The sequence below is a fragment of the Nonomuraea sp. NPDC049400 genome, assembly GCF_044466425.1.
Lineage (GTDB): Bacteria > Actinomycetota > Actinomycetes > Streptosporangiales > Streptosporangiaceae > Nonomuraea.
Window position 1 is genome coordinate 329,684 of sequence record NZ_JBITMP010000005.1, and the last position, 21,210, is coordinate 350,893.

At 71.0% G+C, this 21,210-nt stretch carries 20 protein-coding genes; 14 read left to right on the forward strand and 6 right to left on the reverse strand.

The window, feature by feature from the left end:
• Nucleotides 1-44 precede the first annotated feature (44 nt).
• From ACIBVN_RS09640 to ACIBVN_RS09670, 7 genes are all read left to right on the forward strand, one after another.
• Nucleotides 45-1,661, forward strand: coding sequence for an ABC transporter substrate-binding protein (locus tag ACIBVN_RS09640; RefSeq protein WP_397134486.1), 1,617 nt, complete (start codon nt 45-47; stop codon nt 1,659-1,661).
• On the forward strand, nt 1,661-2,620 hold the full coding sequence (locus tag ACIBVN_RS09645) for an ABC transporter permease (protein WP_397134488.1): 960 nt from the start codon (nt 1,661-1,663) through the stop codon (nt 2,618-2,620). Before ACIBVN_RS09640 ends, ACIBVN_RS09645 begins: the two co-directional genes overlap by 1 nt.
• A complete protein-coding gene (locus tag ACIBVN_RS09650; RefSeq protein WP_397134490.1) occupies nt 2,613-3,440 on the forward strand; it encodes an ABC transporter permease in 828 nt (275 codons plus the stop codon). Before ACIBVN_RS09645 ends, ACIBVN_RS09650 begins: the two co-directional genes overlap by 8 nt.
• Nucleotides 3,437-4,402: an ABC transporter ATP-binding protein gene (locus tag ACIBVN_RS09655; RefSeq protein ID WP_397134492.1), complete on the forward strand. Its 966-nt coding sequence runs from the start codon at nt 3,437-3,439 to the stop codon at nt 4,400-4,402. Before ACIBVN_RS09650 ends, ACIBVN_RS09655 begins: the two co-directional genes overlap by 4 nt.
• A complete protein-coding gene (locus ACIBVN_RS09660; protein WP_397134494.1) occupies nt 4,399-5,334 on the forward strand; it encodes an ABC transporter ATP-binding protein in 936 nt (311 codons plus the stop codon). Before ACIBVN_RS09655 ends, ACIBVN_RS09660 begins: the two co-directional genes overlap by 4 nt.
• A 171-nt stretch (nt 5,335-5,505) precedes the next feature.
• Nucleotides 5,506-7,263 (forward strand): gamma-glutamyltransferase family protein, encoded by a 1,758-nt coding sequence (locus tag ACIBVN_RS09665; RefSeq protein ID WP_397134629.1) that lies wholly within the window; start codon nt 5,506-5,508, stop codon nt 7,261-7,263.
• On the forward strand, nt 7,260-8,000 hold the full coding sequence (locus ACIBVN_RS09670) for a sulfite exporter TauE/SafE family protein (RefSeq protein ID WP_397134496.1): 741 nt from the start codon (nt 7,260-7,262) through the stop codon (nt 7,998-8,000). Before ACIBVN_RS09665 ends, ACIBVN_RS09670 begins: the two co-directional genes overlap by 4 nt.
• Nucleotides 8,001-8,024: 24 nt before the next feature.
• Here the strand turns inward: ACIBVN_RS09670 and ACIBVN_RS09675 are convergent, their stop codons facing one another.
• The 3 genes from ACIBVN_RS09675 to ACIBVN_RS09685 form a co-directional block, all read right to left on the reverse strand.
• Nucleotides 8,025-9,110 carry a glutamate--cysteine ligase gene (locus ACIBVN_RS09675; protein WP_397134498.1) on the reverse strand — a complete coding sequence of 362 codons (1,086 nt, stop codon included), beginning with the start codon at nt 9,108-9,110 and terminating at the stop codon, nt 8,025-8,027.
• 89 nt (nt 9,111-9,199) lie between these two features.
• Nucleotides 9,200-9,847: a M15 family metallopeptidase gene (locus tag ACIBVN_RS09680; RefSeq protein WP_397134500.1), complete on the reverse strand. Its 648-nt coding sequence runs from the start codon at nt 9,845-9,847 to the stop codon at nt 9,200-9,202.
• A gap of 12 nt (nt 9,848-9,859) precedes the next feature.
• Nucleotides 9,860-11,008, reverse strand: coding sequence for an ROK family protein (locus ACIBVN_RS09685; protein ID WP_397134501.1), 1,149 nt, complete (start codon nt 11,006-11,008; stop codon nt 9,860-9,862).
• A gap of 137 nt (nt 11,009-11,145) precedes the next feature.
• Between ACIBVN_RS09685 and ACIBVN_RS09690 the strand changes: the two genes are divergently transcribed.
• From ACIBVN_RS09690 to ACIBVN_RS09705, 4 genes are read left to right on the forward strand one after another with little or no spacing between them, the layout of a single operon-like run.
• Nucleotides 11,146-12,471 carry an extracellular solute-binding protein gene (locus ACIBVN_RS09690; RefSeq protein WP_397134503.1) on the forward strand — a complete coding sequence of 442 codons (1,326 nt, stop codon included), beginning with the start codon at nt 11,146-11,148 and terminating at the stop codon, nt 12,469-12,471.
• A gap of 5 nt (nt 12,472-12,476) precedes the next feature.
• A complete protein-coding gene (locus ACIBVN_RS09695; RefSeq protein WP_397134505.1) occupies nt 12,477-13,469 on the forward strand; it encodes a carbohydrate ABC transporter permease in 993 nt (330 codons plus the stop codon).
• Nucleotides 13,469-14,320, forward strand: a complete 852-nt coding sequence (locus tag ACIBVN_RS09700) for a carbohydrate ABC transporter permease (protein ID WP_397134507.1) — start codon at nt 13,469-13,471, stop codon at nt 14,318-14,320. Before ACIBVN_RS09695 ends, ACIBVN_RS09700 begins: the two co-directional genes overlap by 1 nt.
• 54 nt (nt 14,321-14,374) lie before the next feature.
• Nucleotides 14,375-15,814 (forward strand): glycoside hydrolase family 3 protein, encoded by a 1,440-nt coding sequence (locus ACIBVN_RS09705; RefSeq protein WP_397134509.1) that lies wholly within the window; start codon nt 14,375-14,377, stop codon nt 15,812-15,814.
• 311 nt (nt 15,815-16,125) lie between these two features.
• On the opposite strand, the gene ACIBVN_RS09710 is transcribed toward ACIBVN_RS09705, so the two are convergent.
• On the reverse strand, nt 16,126-17,307 hold the full coding sequence (locus tag ACIBVN_RS09710; RefSeq protein ID WP_397134511.1) for an ROK family protein: 1,182 nt from the start codon (nt 17,305-17,307) through the stop codon (nt 16,126-16,128).
• A 133-nt stretch (nt 17,308-17,440) separates the two neighbouring features.
• On the opposite strand from ACIBVN_RS09710, the gene ACIBVN_RS09715 reads away from it, so the two are divergent.
• The gene (locus tag ACIBVN_RS09715) at nt 17,441-17,890 is read left to right on the forward strand and encodes an RrF2 family transcriptional regulator (RefSeq protein ID WP_397134513.1); all 450 of its coding nucleotides are present in this window, start codon (nt 17,441-17,443) and stop codon (nt 17,888-17,890) included.
• 47 nt (nt 17,891-17,937) lie between these two features.
• Here the strand turns inward: ACIBVN_RS09715 and ACIBVN_RS09720 are convergent, their stop codons facing one another.
• Nucleotides 17,938-19,125, reverse strand: a complete 1,188-nt coding sequence (locus ACIBVN_RS09720) for an MFS transporter (RefSeq protein WP_397134515.1) — start codon at nt 19,123-19,125, stop codon at nt 17,938-17,940.
• Between the two features lie 82 nt (nt 19,126-19,207).
• On the opposite strand from ACIBVN_RS09720, the gene ACIBVN_RS09725 reads away from it, so the two are divergent.
• Together ACIBVN_RS09725 and ACIBVN_RS09730 are read left to right on the forward strand one after the other, a co-directional pair.
• Nucleotides 19,208-19,810: a TetR/AcrR family transcriptional regulator gene (locus ACIBVN_RS09725; protein ID WP_397134517.1), complete on the forward strand. Its 603-nt coding sequence runs from the start codon at nt 19,208-19,210 to the stop codon at nt 19,808-19,810.
• A 9-nt stretch (nt 19,811-19,819) separates the two neighbouring features.
• On the forward strand, nt 19,820-20,599 hold the full coding sequence (locus ACIBVN_RS09730) for a DNA-formamidopyrimidine glycosylase family protein (RefSeq protein WP_397134519.1): 780 nt from the start codon (nt 19,820-19,822) through the stop codon (nt 20,597-20,599).
• Here the strand turns inward: ACIBVN_RS09730 and ACIBVN_RS09735 are convergent.
• Complete coding sequence (locus ACIBVN_RS09735; RefSeq protein WP_349450118.1) at nt 20,596-20,952, reverse strand: helix-turn-helix transcriptional regulator; 357 nt, start codon at nt 20,950-20,952, stop codon at nt 20,596-20,598. The genes ACIBVN_RS09730 and ACIBVN_RS09735 overlap by 4 nt on opposite strands.
• Nucleotides 20,953-21,210: the final 258 nt, after the last annotated feature.

The following is a 21,210-nucleotide window of genomic DNA, read 5'->3' on the forward strand; positions in this document are numbered from 1 at the left end:
GGTCTTGTATACAGTCTCCTAAACGTTTCAACGGAGGCCCCCACATGAGACCGTCCCCCAGGCTGGTCGCGGCGCTCGCCGTTCTCCCCCTTGCCCTGGCGGCTTGCGGTGGAGGCGGGTCCGGCAGCACGCCCGCGGCCCCGCCCTCCATAGCCGACGCCTCTGCCGACAACCGGCCAGTCAAGAGCGGCGGCACGCTCAACGTGGCGCTCAGCGCCGACCCCGACGCGCTCGACCCGAGCATCTCGACCACGCTGGTGGGCCGCGAGGTGTTCGCGAACATGTGCGAGAAGCTCTACGACATCGACGCGCAGGCGAACCTGGTCCCGCAGCTGGCCACCGCCTTGCCCGAGGTCTCGGGCGACGGCAAGGAAGTGACGATCAAGCTGCGCGAGGGCGTGAAGTTCAACGACGGCACGGCGTTCGACGCCGAGGCGGTCAAGAAGTCGCTGGACCGGCACCGCACCTGGGAGAAGTCCGCGCGCCAGGCCGACCTGGCCGCGGTGTCCAAGGTCACGGTGGCCGATCCCACGACGGTCACGCTCACGCTGTCGCGCGCGTTCACGCCGCTGACCGCGCAGCTCGCCGACCGCGCCGGCATGATCATGTCGCCCAAGGCGCTGGACGCGGGGAACGACAACTTCGGCGCCGCCCCGGTCTGCGTCGGCCCGTTCAAGTTCGCGAGCCGCACCTCCGGCAGCCAGATCGTGCTGGAGAAGGCGCCCGACTACTACGACGCGGCCAAGGTCAAGCTCGACAAGCTCGTATACAAAATCATCGTGGACCCGAACGTGCGGGCCGCGAACCTGAAGTCCGGCGACGTGCAGGTGGGCGACAACCTCGCCACGACCACGGTCAAGGGCGTCCAGAGCGACCCGAACCTCAAGGTCGTCTCTGGTGGCGGCCTCGGCTACTACGGGATCACGATCAACACCGGCAACGCCAACGGCTCCACCGAGAAGCCCGGTACGGTCAACACGGCGCTGGCCAAGAGCCCGCAGCTGCGCGAGGCGTTCGAGCTGGCGCTCGACCGCGACCTGATCAACAAGACCGTCTACAACGGCCTGCACGAGGTGGACTGCTTCCCCGTGCCGCTGAACAGCCCCTACCGGGCCAAGGACCTGCAGTGCCCGAAGCGCGACCTCGCCAAGGCCAAGCAGCTCGTGCAGGCGTCCGGCGTGCCGACGCCGATCCCGGTCACGCTGACCAGCCCGAACGACGCCACGAACTCCCGCCTGGCGCAGGTCATCCAGCAGATGACCAAGGAGGCGGGCTTCAACGTGAGCGTGCAGACCGCCGAGTTCGTCAGCACCCTCGAACAGGGCAAGTCCGGCAAGTTCGACGTCCTACTGAACGGCTGGTCGGGCCGCGTGGACCCGGACGGCAACCTCACGAACCTCGTCACCAGCCGCGGCAGCAACAACTACAGCGGCATGTCCGACCCGGGCATCGACGACCCGATCAAGCAGGCCGCCGCCGAGTCGGACCCGGCCAAGCGGGCCGAGCTCTACGCCGCCGCGATGAAGAAGGCCGCCGAGGTGCGCGGGGTCCTGTACCTCTACCACAACAAGTACTACCTGGGCATGAGCAAGAACGTCGCGGGAGTCCAGTACTTCGAGGACGGCCTGCCGCGCTTCGCTACCGCCGGATTCGCCGCGTAATGCTCTGGTTCATCCTTCGGCGCTGCGGATCAGCGGTGATCGTGCTGTTCGTCGCCAGCGTCCTGATCTTTCTGGGGATCAGGGCGCTGCCCGGCGACCCAGCCACGGTCATGGCGGGCGAGGAGGCCTCGCCCGCCGTGGTCGAGGCCATCCGGCACGAGTTCGGCCTGGACAAGCCGCTGCCCGCCCAGTACCTCGACTACGTCGGCCAGACCCTGACCGGCAACTTCGGCCGTTCGACGCAGGACCAGCTCCCGGTGATCGACATCATCGCCGAGCGGCTGCCAGTGACGCTGGAGCTGTCGCTGCTGGCCATGCTGGTCGCCATCGTCGTCGGTGTCGGGGCCGGCATCGCGGCCGCCGTCCGGCGCGGCCGGCTCGCCGACTACGTGGCCACCGGGTTCGGCCTGGCCGGCCTGTCGGTGCCGCACTTCTGGCTGGGCCTGCTCGGCATCCTGCTCTTCGCGGTCACCTGGCGGGTCCTGCCCGCCTCCGGGTACGTCCCCTTCACCCAGGACCCCGCGCAGAACCTCCAGCGCATGATCCTGCCCGCCCTCGTGCTCGGCACCGGCTTCGCCGCCATCCTCATGCGGCAGACCCGCTCGGCCATGCTGGGCGCGCTGTCCGCCGACTACGTCAGGACAGCCAGGTCGAAGGGCCTGTCCGAGGCCAAGGTCGTGGGCGCGCACGCGCTGCGCAACAGCCTGACGACCGTCGTCACCGTGCTGGGCCTCCAGCTCGGCGCGCTGATCAGCGGCGCCGTGGTGACCGAGCAGATCTTCGTGATCCCCGGGTTCGGCAAGCTGACCGTGGACGCGGTGCTGACCAGGAACTACCCGGTCATCCAGGCCGTCGTGCTGATCACGGTCATCGGGTACGTGCTGGTCAACCTGCTGGTCGACATCGCCTACGCCTTCCTCAACCCCCGGATCAGGCTGTCAGGGGGCACCCGTGACTAAGCTGTGGCGCCGCTTCAGAAGGCGGCCGATGCCGATGGCCGGGCTGGTGCTGGTGGTCGCGTTCGTGCTGCTGGCCCTGATCGGGCCCCTGGTGACCGGCGACCCGGCCGCGCAGGACTACCTGGCCACGCTCGCGCCCCCGTCGGGCGCGCACCCGATGGGCACCGACGACCTGGGCCGCGACGCGTTCGCCAGGATCGCCCACGGAGCGCAGGTGTCCCTGCAGGCCGGGGTGCTCTCCACGCTGCTGGCGATGGTCGTGGGCATCCCGATCGGCCTGGTGGCCGGGTTCTACCGGCGCTGGCTCGACCCCGTGGTGATGCGGCTGGTGGACGTGACGCTGGCCTTCCCGTTCCTGGTCTTCGCCGTGGGACTGGCGGCGATCATCGGCCCCTCGCTGAAGGGCGTGGTGCTGGCGCTGGGCTTCTCCCAGCTCCCCGCCGTCATCAGGATCACCCGCGGCGAGGTGCTGGCGGTCAGGGAGATGGACTACGTGGACGCCGCCATCGCCGACGGCGCGGGCGACGGGCACCTCATCTTCCGTTACGTGCTCCCGAACTGCCTCAACCCGCTCATCGTGCAGGCCACCGTGGCGATCCCGGGAGCGATCATCGGCGAGGCCACGCTGTCGTTCCTGGGGCTCGGCGTGCAGCCGCCCACACCCTCGTGGGGCGTGATGCTGACGACCGCGCAGCAGTACCTGAGCGACGCGCCCTGGCTGGCCGTCTGGCCCGGGGTGATGATCGCGCTGGCCACGCTCGGCTTCAACCTGCTCGGCGACGGGCTGCGTGACGTTCTGGACCCGAGGAGCGCCCGATGAGCCTGCTGGAGATCACGAACCTCACCGTCGGCTTCGACACCGAGGACGGCCTGGTGCAGGCGGTCAGGGACATCTCGCTCACGCTGGACGAGGGCGAGATCCTGGCGCTGTGCGGCGAGTCGGGCTGCGGCAAGTCGGTCACCGCGATGTCGGTGCCCAGGCTGCTGCCGCCCGACACGACCAGGCTGTCCGGCTCGGTCAAGCTGGACGGGCGCGAGCTCACCACGCTTCCCGAGCGGGACATGCGGCAGGTGCGCGGCAAGGACGTCTCGGTCGTCTTCCAGGAGCCGATGACCTCGCTGAACCCGTCGTTCACCGTCGGGTACCAGATCACCGAGGTGCTGCGCAGGCACGAGCGCCTCGCGCGCCAGGCGGCGGCCGGCCGGGCCGTCGAGCTGCTGGAACTGGTCGGCATCCCGGCGCCCCGGCGCCGCATGAAGGAGTACCCGCACCAGCTCTCCGGCGGCATGCGCCAGCGCGTGATGATCGCGATCGCGGTGGCCTGCTCGCCCCGGGTGCTGATCGCCGACGAGCCCACCACGGCGCTCGACGTGACGATCCAGGCGGGCGTGCTGGACGTGTTCCGCGACCTGCGCGACCGGCTCGGTACAGCGATCATCCTCATCACACATGATCTGGGGGTGGTGGCCGACATCGCCGACCGGGCCGTGGTCATGTACGCGGGCCGCGCCGTCGAGCAGGCCCCGGTGACCGAGCTGTTCGCGAACCCGCGCCACCCGTACACGCTGGGCCTGATGAACGCGCTCCCGTCCGCGGCCGTCAACGGCCGGCTGGCGGAGATCCCCGGCATGGTGCCCTCGCCGCTGACGGACCCCGACGAGTGCGCGTTCCTGGACCGCTGCCCGCGCGTCCAGGACGACTGCCGGGCGGCCAGACCCTCGCTCGAACGGCACGCGGACGGCCATCTGGCGGCCTGTTTCCACCCGGGAGGCAAGCGATGATCCTGCGCATCGACAACCTGGTCAAGCACTACGGCCAGGTACGCGCCGTGGACGGGCTGTCGCTCGAGATCGGCCAGGGCGAGGTGCTCGGCCTCGTCGGTGAGTCGGGCAGCGGCAAGTCCACGGTCGGCAAGTGTGTGCTGCGCCTGACCGAGCCGACCTCGGGCACGATCGAGCTGGACAGCCGCGACATCACCCACCTGTCGCGCAGGGCCATGCGCCCGCTGCGCAGGGACGTGCACATGGTCTTCCAGGACCCCTTCTCCTCGCTCAACCCGCGCTTCACGATCGGCCAGATCGTCGCCGAGCCGCTGCTCAGGCACAAGGTGGCCGGCCGGCGTGAGGTGTCAGGGCGCGTGTCGGCCATGCTGGAGAAGGTGGGGTTGCGGCAGGACATGCGTTCCCGCTACCCGCACGAGCTGTCCGGCGGGCAGCGGCAGCGGGTGGGGCTGGCCAGGGCGCTGATCCTGGAGCCCAAGCTGGTCGTGGCCGACGAGCCGGTGTCGGCGCTGGACGTGTCGGTGCAGGCGTCGGTGCTCAACCTGATCACCGATCTGCAGCGGGACATGGGGTTCTCGTGCCTGTTCATCACGCATGACCTGTCGGTGGTGGAGTTCCTGGCCGACCGGGTCGCCGTCATGTACCTGGGCAAGATCGTGGAGTCGGGTCCGACGGCCGAGATCTTCGCCGGCCCGCGGCACCCGTACACGCAGGCCCTGCTGTCGGCGGCTCCGGTGGCCGACCCGGTCAGGCAGCGGGAGCGGCGCAGGATCGTGCTCGGCGGCGACGTGCCAAGCCCGGTCGACCCGCCTGCCGGGTGCCGGTTCCACACGCGGTGCCCGCTGGCGTACGACGCCTGCCGCACCGAGGAGCCGTTGCTTCAGGATCCTCGGCGGAACGGCCATCCGGCCGCGTGCCATCTAGTCCGATGAGAAACCTGCAAAATGGACTGCCGCTACGGCCTTAACCAGGCAGGGCAGTGGGGCGGAAGGCCGATGAGCAGGTTTCTTGTCGGTGGCCCCTCGCGTCCCCGACGCGACCGCGAATCTGTAGAAGGAGAAATCTTGTTCACCACCAGGCCCGAGCTGTCGGGTGACTTCGGCATGGTCGCCAGCACGCACTGGCTGGCCTCGGCCACCGGCATGGGCGTGCTGGAACGCGGCGGGAACGCCTTCGACGCGGCGGTGGCCGCCGGGTTCGTGCTCCAGGTCGCCGAGCCGCACCTGAACGGCCCCGGCGGCGAGGTGCCGATCCTGCTGTGGAGCGAGGCCGAGCAGAAGGTGTCCGCGGTGTGCGGGCAGGGCGTGGCGCCCGCCGCGGCCACCATCGAGCGCTTCACCGAGCTGGGTCTGGACATCGTGCCCGGCACGGGGCTGCTGGCGGCCACCGTGCCGGGGGCGTTCGGCGGCTGGATGCTCATGCTGGAGCGCTGGGGCACCTGGTCGCTGGCCGACGTGCTGGCGCCGGCGATCCACTACGCCGAGCACGGCGTGCCGGTGCTGGAGCGCATCGCGGCCACGATCGAGTCGGTCCAAGGATTGTTCAACAATGACTGGCCGACGTCGGCGGCGACCTGGCTGCCCGGCGGGAACGTGCCCCCGCCCGGGTCGAAGCTGGCCAACCCGGTGCTGGCCGCCACCTACCGGCGGCTGGTCGCCGAGGCCGAGTCCGCGTCGAGCACCCGCGAGGGCCAGCTCGCCGCCGCCAGGAGGGCCTGGTACGAGGGGTTCGTCGCCGAGGCGATCGCCGAGTTCAGCGCCAAGACGGCCTGGCTGGACAGCTCAGGCGACGTGCACGGCGGGCTGCTCACCGGCGACGACCTGGCCCGCTGGACCGCCACCGTCGAAGAGCCCCTCGCCTTCGACTACCACGGGCACACCGTCTACAAGACGGGGCCGTGGGGGCAGGGGCCGGTCTTCCTGCAGCAGCTCGCCCTGCTGCGGGGCTTCGACCTGGACGCGATGGGGCACCTCAGCGCCGACTACGTGCACACGGTGACGGAGGCCGCCAAGCTCGCCTTCGCCGACCGCGAGGCCTGGTACGGCGACAACACCGACGTGCCGGTGTCCGACCTGCTCAGCGAGGCGTACAACGCCGAACGGCGCGCGCTCGTCGGCGCCGAGGCCAGCTTCGAGCTGCGGCCCGGCGCGCCCGGCGGCCGCGCGCCCAGGCTGCCCGACTTCCCCGCGCCTGGCACGGCGAGCGCCGCGCCCGGCATCTCGGGCGCCCGCTCCCCGCAGGGCGTCGGCGAGCCGACCGTGGCCCGCGACGGCTCGGTGAAGGGCGACACCTGCCACCTCGACGTCGTGGACCGGCACGGCAACATGGTCTCCGCCACCCCCAGCGGCGGCTGGCTGCAGAGCTCCCCGACGATCCCGGAGCTGGGCTTCTGCCTGGGCACCAGGTCGCAGATGTTCTGGCTGCAGGACGGGCTTCCGGCCTCGCTGCGCCCGGGGACGCGCCCGCGCACCACGCTGTCGCCGTCGTTCGCGCTCAAGGACGGCAAGCCGTGGCTGGCGTTCGGCACACCCGGCGGCGACCAGCAGGACCAGTGGAGCCTGAACTTCTTCCTCGCCGTCGTACACGGCCGCCTGAACCTGCAGGAGGCCATCGACGCGCCCATGTTCCACTCCGAGCACTTCCCCAGCTCGTTCTTCCCGCGCGGCTCCCGACCCGGCGTGCTGCACGTCGAGGACCGCCTGGACGCAGGTGTGATAGCGGAGCTGCGGCGGCGCGGGCACGAGGTCGAGGCGCAGGGCCCGTGGACGCTGGGCAGGCTCAGCGCGGTCGCCCGTGAGGGCGCGTTCCTCAAGGCCGCCGCCAACCCGCGCGGCGCCCAGGGCTACGCAGCCGGCCGATGACGGATCTGCTCTTCCTGCTGGGCGCCGGTCTGCTGGCCGGTGTGGTGAACGCGCTGGCCGGCGGCGGGACGCTCATCTCGTTCCCCGCGCTGCTGGCGCTCGGCTACCCGAGCCTGACCGCGTCCGTGACCAACGCGGTGGCGCTGTGGCCCGGCTACCTCGGCGGCGTGCTCGGCTACCGCGCTGAGCTGCGCGGCCAGCGGCGCAGGGCCACGGCTCTGTCGATCACGACCGTGCTGGGCGCGGTCGCGGGCAGCGCGCTGCTCCTGCTCACGCCGGGCCGGCTGTTCGAGTCGCTGGTGCCGTGGCTGGTGGCCTTCGCCAGCCTGGCGCTGCTGGCCCAGCCGTGGCTGCGCAAGCGCTTCGGCGGCGAGGCCGGCGGGCCGCCGAGCAAGCTGGTGTACGCGGGCGTCTTCCTCGGCGGCTGCTACGGCGCCTACTTCAACGGCGGCATGGGCGTGCTGCTGCTGACCGTGCTCGGCATGTTCCTGCACGACAACCTGCATCGTGTCAACGCCGTGCGGGCCACGCTGTCGCTGGTGATCAGCACGGTGTCGGTCGTGGCGTTCTCGCTGTTCGGGCCCGTCCAGTGGCAGGCCGTGGCGGTGGTCGCGCCGGCCAGCCTGGCGGGCGGGTTCCTGGGCACGCGGGTGGCCAGGCTCATGTCCGCCAAGGTCCTGCGCGGCGTCGTCGTCGCGTTCGGCCTGGGCGTGGCCGTGGCACTGGCCCTGCACTGAGCCAGACGAGAAGGGGCGCCCGCGTCATGCGACGGTGGCCTCGATGAGGTCGTCCACCACGTCGGCCAGGTCGTTGCCCCTGGCGTGCACCCGGCGCTGGCGCATGGCTCCCGAGCCCTTCGCCAGCAGCCGGTCCAGCCCCTCCTGGGTGAACGTCAGGTCGCCGGCCTCCGCCAGCGCCGGCCGTACATGCTCCAGGAGGCGGCGCGCCATGACCGGCGCGGGCACGAGCGTGCCGTGCCGCACGTCCATGCTGTCGCCCATCAGCCCGTCGCGGGCGGCGCGCCAGTAGGCGGCGCGCAGCACCTCCGACGGGACGGGTAACCCGCGGTCGCCCCGCCTCACCGCGGCCAGCGCGGTCACGACCAGCGCGCGGATGAGCCCGATCAGGGTGAGGCTGTCGCTCACGTCGAGCGGCACGTCGGCCACCCTGATCTCGACCGTGGGCAGCCTGGGCGACGGCCGGGTGTCCCAGTAGACCGTCTTGGGGTCGAGCAGCGCGCCCGACTCCGTGAGCGCGCGCAGGGCCACCTCGTAGTCGCCGAACGACGGGAAGTACGGCGGCGCGCCGGACACCGGCCAGCGGCCCCAGCTGATCACCCGCCAGGACGCGTAGCCAGTGTCGCGGCCCGCGAAGAACGGCGAGTTGGCGGCCAGCGCGATCAGCGTAGGCAACCAGGGACGCAGGTGGTTGCCGACGTAGACGGCCTGCTCCGGGTCGGGCACGTCCACGTGCACGTGCAGGGCGCAGATGCAGATCTCGTCCTGCAGCGCCCGGTAGAGCACCCTGCCCTGCAGGTAGCGGTCGTCGTCGGTGAGCGGCGGCGACATGACGTTCCCCAGCACGGGGATGCCGCTGGCGACCACGGCGAGCCCGCACGAGCGGGCCGCGGCGGCCACTTCCTTGCGCACCGTACGCAGCTGCGAGCCCAGCTCGCTGAGGTCGGCGGAGGGCGGCGTACGTGCCTCCACCTGAAATCTGGTGATCTCTTGCACCACGTCGAGCACATCCGTCGCCGCGGCCAGGACGTCGGCCGCTCGGGGAGCCACGTGGCGGGTGCGGGGATCGACGATGAGGTATTCCTCTTCGATCCCGATCAACGGAACCATGCCCACACCTCGCTGGGGAGTCCAGAACCCTCCGGAATGAGGTTGTGCCCGTCCCCCAGCCTGTGGAAAACCCACCCGGCAAACGGTTGTCAGACGGGGCCGTAAAGGGCGTGGGGAAAACCCGTGGACATGGCCCAGTAGCGGTCGCCGTACGACCAGTGCCACCACTCCGTCGGGTAGTTGACCAGGCCGGACGGCTCCAGAGCGGCGGCGAGGAGCTTGCGGTGGTTATGGGCGTCGGCGGAGATGTTGGGGGCGTCCATGTAGCAGGCGCCGTAGCTCTGCTCCGGGTTGTCGTTGACCTGGGTGCCCATGTCGTACTCGACGCCGTCGGGGTCGCACAACGTCAGGTCCACGGCGGCGCCGGCGGTGTGGGGGGCGACCTCGACCGGGGACACGTACCGACTTGCCGCGATATACGACTCGTCGGGCGAGAGCTGGGGGAACTTGCGCTGGAGCTCCGCCCGATATCCGTCGAAGATCCGCCGCTGTGTCTCGATGGGGCGGTAGCCCTCGACGACCACCAGGTGGAAACCGTCGGGCAACAGGCGCTCGGCCTGCTCCAGGCGGTCGAGCAGGCCCGAGCGCAGGTGCGCGTACGCGCCTGCCTCGTCCGCCATGCGCTCGTCCACGCGTAGCCGCCCGCGTACGTCGGCCAGCGGCTCACCGCACTCCCGCACGGGGATCGCGGTCACCCGGGGATCGGAGATGAGCACGACATCATTGGGGGACCACATGAGCAGAAATTCTCACACAGTGTCGGAGAAGACCTGCTCCCGGGCTTGCTCCAAGGCGGCCACCAGAGCGCCGCGCAGCACCGGGTTTCCCGCGACCCCGGTCGTGACCACGGTGGGCCGGCTCGGGCACACGCGGGCCACCGCCTCCTGCACCTTGGCGGCCAGCCGGGCGCCGCCCGCCCTGCCGATGTCGCCGCTGAGCACGATCAGGCCGGGATCGAGCACGACGGTCACCGCCGCCGCGCCCACGGCCAGCCGTCCGGCCACCTCGTCCAGGTAGCCCTCGTCGCCGCCGCGCACCAGGTCGGGCACGGTGTTGCCGGTCACGCCGTGCCGCTCGGCCAGCCCGCGCAGCGCGGCGTGGCCCACCAGGCGCTGGAACGAGCCGGACTGCGGCTCCGAGACGTCGGACGGCAGCGGCTCCCCCGGGACCGGCAGCCAGCCGATCTCGCCCGCTCCCCCGCTGATGCCCCGGTGCAGCCTGCCGCCCAGCATCACGCCGAGGCCCTGGCCGACACCGGCCCAGATCACCACGAAGTCATCGTGGCCGACGGCCGCGCCGTACTTGTGCTCGGCGAGCGCGACCAGGTTGACGTCGTTCTCGATCGTGACCGAGGTGCCGAGCGTCTGGCGCAGGCTGGCCAGCACGCCGACGTGCCATTCCGGCAGGTCGTACGACCAGCGCACGTCGCCGGTCGCCGGATCGACCACGCCCCGCGTGCCGATGACGAACGCGCGCAGCCGCGACAGGCTGACGTTCGCCGTGTCGCAGGCCCGCTGCACGGCCTCGTGGACCGCCTTGACCGGGTCGCGGCTGTCGGAGGGGTTGAGGGTGATCTCGACGACCACCTTGCCTGTGATGTCCGCCACAGCGACCTTGAGGCTGTCGGGCAGGACCTCGAGCCCGGCGACGTACGCGCTGGAGGGGACGACGGCGTACACGGCCGCGTGCGGTCCCCTCCCGCCCGCGCGCTCGCCGGCGACCTCCACCAGTCCCCGCTCCTCCAGGCGAGCAAGCAGCTGACCTGCGGTTACCTTGGAGAGCCCGGTTCGTTCCCCCAGTTCGGCCCGGGTGAGCGGGCCGTCCACGAGGAGCAGTTCGAGTGCCGCACGATCGTTCAGCCTGCGCAGCAGCCGGGGGACCCCCGGGCTTCGACTCATTACCGCACCCCTCTCGTCACGAATGGCTAACGAGCATTTCTTTTAAGAAAGTTTCTTGTTAGTTTAGCAGACGTCGTTCGACATTTGACGATCAGCCTGGTGCGGACCCTAGGCCGGCACCCGGGAAGGGAGACCCTGTGAGGATCGCGAAGATCACAGCCGCTACGGTCACCACGGCCGCGCTGGCCCTGGGCCTGGCCGCCTGTGGCTCCAGCGAGGCGCCCTCGTCCTCACCCAGCGCCGCCGCGCCCGCGAGCAGCGGCCCCAAGTACGCGGGCAAGACGCTGACGTTCTGGCGCCTGGGCGACAGCAACCCCGCCGCCCAGAAGTACACCGACGAGTTGGTCGCCGAGTTCGAGAAGGAGACCGGCGCCAAGGTGAACGTGGAGTGGATCCCGTGGCCGCAGGTCAACGACAAGTTCACGGCCGCGGCAGCCGGCGGCACCGGCCCTGACGTGACCGAGATCGGCAACGACCAGGTCCCGCTGTGGCAGAGCCAGGAGGCCCTGGAGCCGATCACCGACATCGTGGCCGCCGGCGACCAGGCCCAGATCCCCAAGAACCTGATGGGCCTCGAGACCATCGACGGCGAGACGTACGCCGTGCCGTGGGGCGGCGGCAGCCGGGCGGTGCTCTACCGCGCGGACTGGTTCAAGGAGCTCAAGATCGAGATCCCCAAGACCTGGGACGAGCTCGTAGCCGCGGCCAAGAAGATCCAGGCCAAGAAGGGCTCGGACGTCGACGGCTTCGCCTTCAACGGCGGCTCCGACGCCAACCACCTGCTGGGCTCCCTCGCCTGGACCGCCGGCGGCGAGTACGCCGTCAAGGAGGGCGACAAGTGGGTCGGCAAGCTCACCGACCCGGGCTTCAAGGAGGGCTTCGCCCAGTACACCGGCCTGGTGACCGACGGCCTGTCCAGCAAGTCGCGGCTCAACCAGAACACCACCGAGATCCGCACCCGCTTCTCCAACAACAAGGTCGGCATGTACCTCACCGCGTCGTGGGACCTGGCCACCATCGCCGAGGAGAGCAAGGGCAAACTCAAGGGCGACAAGCTGGCCTTCTTCCCCCTCCCCTCCAAGTCGGGCGGCGAGGCGCAGTCCTTCCTCGGCGGCAACGACATCGCCGTGTGGGGCACCGCGAAGGAGAAGGACGCGGCCAAGGAGTTCGTGAAGCTGGCCTCGGGCAAGCAGTGGGGCGTGAAGTACGCCACCGACGGCGGCCTGCTCCCCGTCTACCCCGAGGCTCTGGCCGCCCTGTCCAGCGACCCGGCCCAGGCGCCGTTCGCCGCCGCCTTCGCCAAGGCCAAGGCATTCCCGGCCGACCCGCAGTGGACGGAGGCCAACGAGACCAAGGCGGTGCTGCAGAACGCGGCCCGCAAGGTCATCGAGGGCAAGGCGAGCGCGGATGACGCGCTGGCCGCGGCCAACAAGGAACTCGAAGACATCCTCAACGCCTCCTGAGACCCATGACGAACACGTCAACGCTCCCCCGGGGCGGAGGCCCCGCCTCCGCCCCGGGACAGCGCCGCGCACACCGGCAGCCGCGGCGCTCCGGGCTCCCCGACTGGTCGCTCCCCTACCTCCTGCTGGTCCCCGGCCTGCTGGTCATCGCCGCGCTGCTGCTGTACCCGATGATCCAGATGGTGATCACGGCCTTCCAGAAGGTGGGCATCCCGCAGATCTCCGGCAGGAAGCCGGCCGACTGGGTCGGCCTGGACAACTTCACCAGGATCCTCGACAGCGAGATCTTCTGGTCCTCGCTGCGTAACACGGTGGTCTTCGCCGCGGTCGCCGTGCCGCTCACGCTGATCGCCGGCACCGCGGTGGGCGTGCTGCTGCACCGGCTCGGCAAGAAGATGTCGCTGTTGGTGATCATCGGCATCATGTTCGCCTGGGCCGTGCCGCCGGTGGCGCAGGGCGTGATCTGGCGCTGGCTGTTCGACGCCGAGGCGGGCATCATCAACTGGGCGCTCAACCTGCTGCCCCAATGGCTGACCGGCCGGGCCGACTGGACCGGCGAGCCGTGGCTCAACGACGCCTGGTCCATCTATCTGGTGCTGGTCATCTGCGTGGTCTGGGCGGGTTTCCCGTTCATCGCGGTCTCGGTGCTGGCCGGGCTCAAGGGCATCCCCGCCGAGCTCTACGAAGCCGCCAAGGTGGACGGCTCCGGGCCGTGGCGCACGTTCAGGAAGATCACCTTCCCGCTGCTGAAGCCCGTGTTCGCGGTGCTGACCGTGCTCTCGATCATCTGGGACTTCAAGGTCTTCGCCCAGCTGTACGTGCTCTCCGGCACCTCCAACCGGGAGGCCTACAACCTGTCGATGTACGCGGTGACCGAGGCGTTCAAGGCCCCGCAGAAGATGGGCTCAGGAGCGGCCATCGCGATGGTGCTGACGGTCATCCTGCTCATCGTCACCGCCGCCTACATCCGCCAGATGTTCAAGCAGGAGGAGGTGTGATGAACCCGCTGGCCCGCAAGCGCCTGGGCAAGATCGCGCTCAACGCGGCAGGCGTGCTGGTCTTCGTGGTGGCGACCTTCCCCGTCTACTGGATGGCCTCCACCGCCTTCAAGGCGAACGACCAGATCTTCACCACCGACTTCATCCCGTTCCCCACCCATTTCACCCTCGACCACGTCACCCGGGTGCTCAGCGACGGTGTGGCCGGCCACTCGATCTGGCTCTACCTGCGCAACAGCGCCGTCGTGGCGCTCGGCACGGTCCTGATCGGCGCGGTCTTCGCGCTCCTGTCGGCGACCGCGGTGGCCAGGTTCCGGTTCAAGGGCCGCACCGCGTTCCTGGCGCTGCTGCTGGTGGTGCAGATGATCCCCTGCGAGGCGCTGCTCATCCCGCTGTACCTGATGGTCCGCCGGCTCGGCCTGTACGACCAGCTGATCGGGCTGATCGTGACGCAGGTCGCGCTGACGCTGCCGTTCGGGATCTGGATGCTGCGCACGTTCGTCGCCGCCGTGCCCAAGTCGCTGGAGGAGGCGGCCTGGATCGACGGCGCGAGCCGGTTCACCACCTTCTGGAAGGTGCTCTTCCCGCTGGTGGCCCCCGGCCTGGTCGCGACCAGCATCTTCTCGTTCATCACCGCGTGGAACGAGCTGATCATGGCGCTGTACCTGATCGGCGACCCGACGAAATACACCATGCCCGTCGCCCTGCAGTACTTCTTCGGGCAGAAGGGCACGGACTGGGGCGCCATCATGGCCAGCTCCACGATGATGACCATCCCGGTCGTCATCTTCTTCCTTCTCGTACAACGCCGCATGGTCTCCGGCCTGGTCGCCGGGGCCGTGAAGGGCTGACGTCCACCGGTCGGACGCCTTGTTCGACCATGCCTGAAATCCGATGAGGAGCCCATGAGTCAGAGTGATCGGGGGCTGCGCCGTCTCGCGGCCGGCACACTGCTCGTCGCCTTCCAGGGCACCACGGCGCCCGAATGGGTGCTGCGCGAGCTGGAGCACGGCCTGGGCGGCGTCACGCTCTTCGGCTTCAACGTGGCCGACCCCGGCCAGGTACGCGAGCTGACCACCGCGCTGCGGGGAGCCGGTGAGCCCGTCATCTCGCTGGACGAGGAGGGCGGCGACGTGACGCGGCTGGCGTACCACGTCGGCAGCCCGTACCCGGGGAACGCGGCGCTCGGCGCGGTGGACGACGTCGAGCTGACCCGCCGCGTCTACCGCGCGATCGGCTCGGAGCTGGCCGCCTGCGGCATCACCCTGGACATGGCGCCCAGCGCCGACGTCAACACGGAGGCCGACAACCCGGTGATCGGCACCCGCTCGTTCGGCGCCGACGCGGAGCTGGTCGCCAGGCACACGGTGGCGGCCGTGCAGGGCCTGCAGTCGGTGAACGTGGCCGCCTGCGTCAAGCACTTCCCCGGCCACGGCGCGACCCGGGTGGACTCGCACCTGGCGATCCCGGTCGTGGACGTGAGCATCGACGTGCTTCGCGAGCGGGAGCTGGCCCCCTTCCGCGCGGCGATCGGCGCGGGGGCCAGGTCGGTGATGACCGCGCACGTCGCGGTGCCGGCGGTGACGGGCGAGACGCCCGCCACGCTGTCCGGCGCCGCGCTGACCGGGCTCCTCAGGGGCGAGCTCGGCTACGACGGCGTGGTCGTCACCGACGCGCTGGACATGCACGCGATCGTCAGGAGCGTGGGGCTGGCCGGCGGCGCCGTGCTGACGCTGGCGGCCGGGGCCGACCTGCTGTGCCTGGGGCCGGTGCCCACGTACGACGACGTCCAGGCCATCATCGCGGAGATCGTCTCCGCGGTCCGCGAGGGCCGCCTGTCGCCGGAGCGCCTGGAGGAGGCGGCGGCGCGGGTGGCGGCGCTGCGGGCCTGGTGCGGGACGCCCGCGCCCGGCACCGCCGAGCAGAACGGGGTCGGCCTGCACGCCGCGCGCCGCGCCGTGCGGCTCACCGGAGAGACGGAGCCCCTGGTCGAGCCCCTGGTGATCGAGGTGGACACTCCGCCGACGATCGCCGTGGGTGACGTGCCGTGGGGCGTGGGCCCGTGGCTGCCGGACGCCGAGATCGTGCGGATCGAGCCCGCGGCCGCCGACGCCCCTGCCCTGCTGGCCAAGGCCGTGAACCGGTCGCTGGTCGTCGTGGTCAAGGACGCGCACCGCCACCAGGCGAGCCGGGATCTGGTCTCCGCGCTGGTGGCGGCCCGCCCCGACGCGACGGTGATCGAGATGGGGCTGCCGGTGTGGCGGCCCGGCAGCGCGGCCTACATCGCCACGTACGGGGCGGCCAGGGCCAACGCCCAGGCCGCCGTCGAGCTCCTCACCGCCTGACGCCTCACCCACGTGCCGGACGCCGTTCCTCCCGGACGACCGTCGGGCCGCACATCGGTCCACAGGCCGCCCGGACACCTGCGCCGGGGCCTCGACGCCTTACACGCCTCCGTTGCTTGGTGGCGCCGCGTCGGCGAGGTGGTGGGCGGTGAAGCCCGGCGCAACGTGTGCGGCGCCCGGCCCCTCAGCGCGGGCATCCGCGTGCGTGGCGGGGTGCGCCGCCCCCATGGCGGCCGGTAGCGGGGCGCGCCATCAGCGTGCCGCCTGGTGGCGGAACGCGGACCGGCCGTGGTGACGGGCCGAGTGCGTGCCTAGGAGGCGAGCAGCTCCTCGCGGGCCTCGTCGAGCGCGGCCAGTACGGCGCCGCGCAGCACCGGGTTGCCGTCGGTCACCTTCGTGGTGACGACCTGGGGCCGCACCGGGCAGATCCGCGCCACGGCCTCCTCCACTCGGGAAGTGAGCGCGGGGCCGCCCGCGTGGCCCACCTCGCCGGCCAGCACCACCAGCCCGGGGTCGAGGATCACGCACACCGCGGCGACGCCCAGGGCGAGCCGGTTGGCGATCTCGTCGAGCAGCGGCTCGCCCTCGGCGCCCGCGGCCATCGCGACCTTGACGCATTCGCCCGCGCTGCCGGCCGCGAAGCCGTACGTCTGGGCCAGCTCGGCCACCGCCTCGGCGCTGACCAGCGACTGCAGGCCGCCCGCCAGCGACGGCAACCGCCCGGGCTCGGTACGGATGTCCTCGGGCAGCGGCACGCCGGGCACCGGCAGGTAGCCGATCTCCCCCGCGCTGCCGGTCCGCCCCCGATGCAGCTTGCCGCCGAGCATGATCGCCAGGCCCAGGCCGCGGCTCGACCACAGCAGCACGAAGTCGTCGAGCCCCTTGGCCGCCCCGTCGGCGCGCTCGGCGATGGCGGCGAGGTTGACGTCGTTCTCGATGGTCACCTCGCGCCGCAGGTCGCCGGCCAGAGCCTCGTGGATGCCCTCGTGCCAGCCGGGCAGGTCGAACGAGAAGCGCACGTCGCCGCTGCGCGGATCGACCACGCCCGGCGTGCCGATCACGACGCCGCGCAGCTTGGACAGGCTGATCTTGGCGCTGCGGCAGGCCTTGACGATCGCGCCGTGGACCACGGAGACCGGGTCGTCGTGGCCGCCAGGATCGACCGTGACCTCGGCGACCGTGTGGCCGTTAATGTCGGCGACCGCGGTAGAGATCAGCTCGGGCCCGACTTCCAGGCCGGCCACGTACGCGCTGGAGGGGATCACCGAGTAGAGGGCCGCGTTGGGCCCGCGACCGCCCCCCTGCGTGCCGACCACCTCGACCAGGCCGCGCTCCTCCAGCCTGGACAGCGTCTGCGAGGCCGTCACCTTGGACAGGCCGGTCAGATCACCGATCTGACCGCGTGTCATGGGGCCGGTGGCCAGCAGCAGCTCCAGCGCGGCCCGGTCATTGATCTCCCTGAGCAATCTGGGCACACCAGGGCGTCGCTCCACGCTGAATCCCACCGTCTAATGCGAAAAGGTTGCTGGAAGTTTAGCGCTCTTGCCTGGGCGTGGATTCGGATCAGCTGCCCGTTCTGACGAGCTTGCGCCTAACCAGTGTTGACCAGGGGGGATAATCGAGAACATGCGCCTTTCCGCTCGTGTCGACTACGCCCTCCGTGCCGCCGCCGAACTCGCCGCAGCCGGTGCAGGTCCGACTACAGTGGGTGAGCTCGCCAAGGAACAGGACATGCCGCCCAAATACCTGGAGAACATCCTGCTGCAGATGCGCCGGGCCGGGCTCGTGCGCGGGCAGCGTGGGCCTGAGGGCGGTTACGTGCTGGCCAGGCCCGCCGGCGACATCTCGCTGGCCGATGTGATCAGGGCCGTGGACGGCCCGCTGGCCAACGTGCGCGGCGAGCGCCCGGAGCACGTCGGCTACCGGGGGCCCGCCGAGTCGTTGCAGCAGGTGTGGATCGCGCTGCGCGCCACCGAGCGCGCCATTCTGGAGGAGGTCACGCTCGACCACGTCGCCACGGGGGCACTGCCCGAGCGCGTCCGCCAGCTCGCCGCCGACCCCGCCGCCTGGGACTGACCTTCAGGACGCAGCACGTCCGCCGGCTCGCCGCCTGGGACTGACCTTCAGGACGGAGTGCGCTGCCTGCTCGCCGCCCAGAACAGCGCGAGGGCGGCCAGCTCCACGACGGCCGCCGCCGGGGGCAGCCAGCCGCTTCCGTAACTCTCCAGCACCAGCCCGCCCACCGCGCCACCGCCCGAGACTCCGACGTAGACGGCACTGCTGTTGAGCGCCAGCGCCTGCGGCCCCGCCGGCCCGGCCAGGGCGAGCAGCCGGGTCTGCGCGGGCGGCGGGATCCACCACGACACGGCCGCCCACGCCACCAGCAGCGGCAGCAGCGCGGGCAACGGCAGCGGCCGCAGCAGCCAGCAGGCGGCGAACAGGCCCATCACCGCCGTGAACCCGGCGATGCCCGTGATCAGCGCCCGATCCGCACCCCACCGGTCGGCGGCCCGCCCACCGAGCTGCCCGCCTGCCAGCCCGGCGAGACCGGCCAGCGCGAACACCCACCCCAGCTCCGCCGGCCCGGCCCCGGCCAGGTCCCGCAGGAACGGCGCGAGATAGGTCAGCACCATCATGCTGCCCAGCACGATCGCCACGATCCCGAGCAGCCCGAGCAGCACCTGAGGCCGGGCCAGTGACGCCAGCCGCGCCCCGACCGGCATGGCGGCCGCCGGAGGCGGCTCCGGCAGCGTCACCCTGATCGCGACCAGCGCGGCGAGCCCCAGCAGCCCGCCGAGGCCGAACGCGGCCTGCCAGCCGAACGCGCCGCCCACCCATGTCCCGATGGGCACGCCGAGCATGAGCGACCCGGTCATCCCGCCCATCACCAGGGCCAGATAGCGCCCCTGACGATCTTCGGGGGCGAGCGAGGTCGCGATGGCGAACACGGCGGGCACGACGGCCGCGGCGGCCAGCGCCGCCAGCACGCGCAGCCCCATGAGGACGGCGTACGACGTCGTGACCGCCGCCGCCCCGTTCGCCACCGTGAACAGCGCCAGGGCCCAGGTGAGCAGCCCGCGCCGCGGCCAGGCGGCACACAGCACAGAGGCGACGGGCGCCCCCAGCGCGAACGTCAGCGAGAAGACGGTGACGAGCTGCCCGCCCGCCGCCTCGCTGACCCCGAGATCCGCGGAGACCGCGGGCAGCACTCCCGCGATGACGTAGTCGTCGGTGGCGAAGGTGAACGTGGTGAAGACCAGGGCGAGCAGCCACGCGGGCAGGCGGGCACGCTGCCGTACGTCGACGGACATGGGTATCCCCTCAATAAGGTAACAATCGTTTCCCATATAAGGTAACAGTTGTCACCCCAATGACCGCCAAGGGATTTCGCAGATGCCCAGGACCGCCGACCCGCACCGCCGGGACGAACTGCTCGACCAGATCGTCGACTACCTGGCCGGACACGGCCTCTCGACGCTGTCCATGCGCCCGCTGGCCGAGCACCTGGGCAAGACGACGCGCGTGCTGACCCACCACTTCGCCGACAAGGAGGCGCTGCTCTCGGCCACCATGGAGCGCCTGGACGAGCGGCACCGCGAGTGGCTGCGCGCCCTGCCGGGCTGGCCGGGCTCCGACAGCGTGGGCACGATCGTCCGCCGCACCTGGGACTGGCAGGCGCAGGAGGAGAACCTGCCGGTCGCCCGCCTGATCCACGAGATCGAGGGCCTGGCCGCCGGCGGCAGACTCCAGGGGCATGTGCCCCGGCTGCTGGCGGACCGGTCGGAGTTCGTGGCAGGCCTGCTGCGCGAACGGGGCGTCCCGGAGGCCGACGCGCTGCGGATCTCCACGCTGGTCAACTCGGCGTACACGGGGTTGCAGATCGACTTCCTCACGACCGGCGAGCGCGAGCGGGTGGAGGAGGCGCTGGACCAGCTGTGCGCGCTGGTGGACGGCTGGGTCGCCGCGTATGGGGCAACCCCGCGACCGCGTTCCTAGACTGGAGAGATGCCCGAAGGAGACGCCGTCTACCGCACGGCCACCCGCCTGCGAGGCGCGCTGGACGGGCGCGTGCTCACCAGGTCGGACTTCCGCGTGCCCAGGCACGCCACCGCCGACCTCACGGGCCGCGCGGTCATCACCACGCTCTCCCGGGGCAAGCACCTGCTCACCCGCGTCGAAGGTGACCTGACCGTGCACACCCACCTGCGCATGGACGGGAGCTGGCAGGTCATGCAGGCGGGACGCCGCACCGCGCCGGGCGATCAGATCAGGCTGATCCTGGCCAACCAACAGTGGCAGGCAGTGGGCCTCAGGCTGGGCATGGTGGATCTCGTCAGGACAGGCGAGGAGGAGCGTCTGGTCGGCCATCTGGGGCCGGATCTGCTCGGCCCGGACTGGGACCCGGATGAGGCCGTGCGAAGACTGCGAGGGGCGCCCGGCAGGACCATCGGGGAGGCGCTGCTCGATCAGCGCAACCTGGCGGGGATCGGCACGATCTATCGCGCCGAGACCCTGTTCCTGCGCGGCATCTGGCCGTGGAAGAAGGTCGGGGAGATCGAGGATCTCAACGGGCTCGTGTCACTGGCCCAGCGGCTGCTGGACGCCAACAAGAGTTATGCGGGCACGGTGACCACAGGTGATCGCCGCCCGGCGAACCAGACGTGGGTCTACGGCAGGGCGGGGAGGCCCTGTCGCCGATGCGGCACCCGCATCAGCCGCGGGGAGATGGGAGCGCAGCCACAGGAGCGGCTGATCCTGTGGTGTGCGGGCTGCCAGCCGAGCTAGGCAGCCACCATTGCCTTGGCTTCGGGGAACACGGAGTCGGAAATCGACCCGGGAACCGTCTCGGTAAGGCCGAGCCGCTCGTGCTCGGGCACGTCGGCAAGCACAGGGGCAGCCTGGAGCTCCGCCAGCGCGAACTGGTCGGAAACCTCACGCAACACCTGCGAAAGGGGCACCTCGAGTGCGCCGCAAATGGACGCCAGCAACTCGGACGAGGCCTCCTTCTGGCCGCGCTCCACCTCGGACAAGTAGCCGAGCGAGACACGGGCCTGGGTGGACACCTCGCGTAGCGTGCGTCCCTGCCGCACCCTCAACCGCCTCAGCACGTCGCCGAGCAGCTGACGCAGCAGAATCATCTGTCGCTCCCTCCCCGGCGCGGACTTCACCACGCCCCGCGCGATCGGATCGTGCCGCACATTGGTCTTCTTAGCTTCGTACATACTCCTCGCCGTCATCATCGGGCGTCGCCGACCCTGAACCGCCAGTCGCGACTCATCAGGCCCGCCTGCCGGGCGCTCGGTGCTTGCAGTTGGCTCACGGACCTCACTCACAGCTCCACCGTACCCGTATCCACCGACACCGCGTCAGACCGTGCATCGCATGTTCGCTCGGGA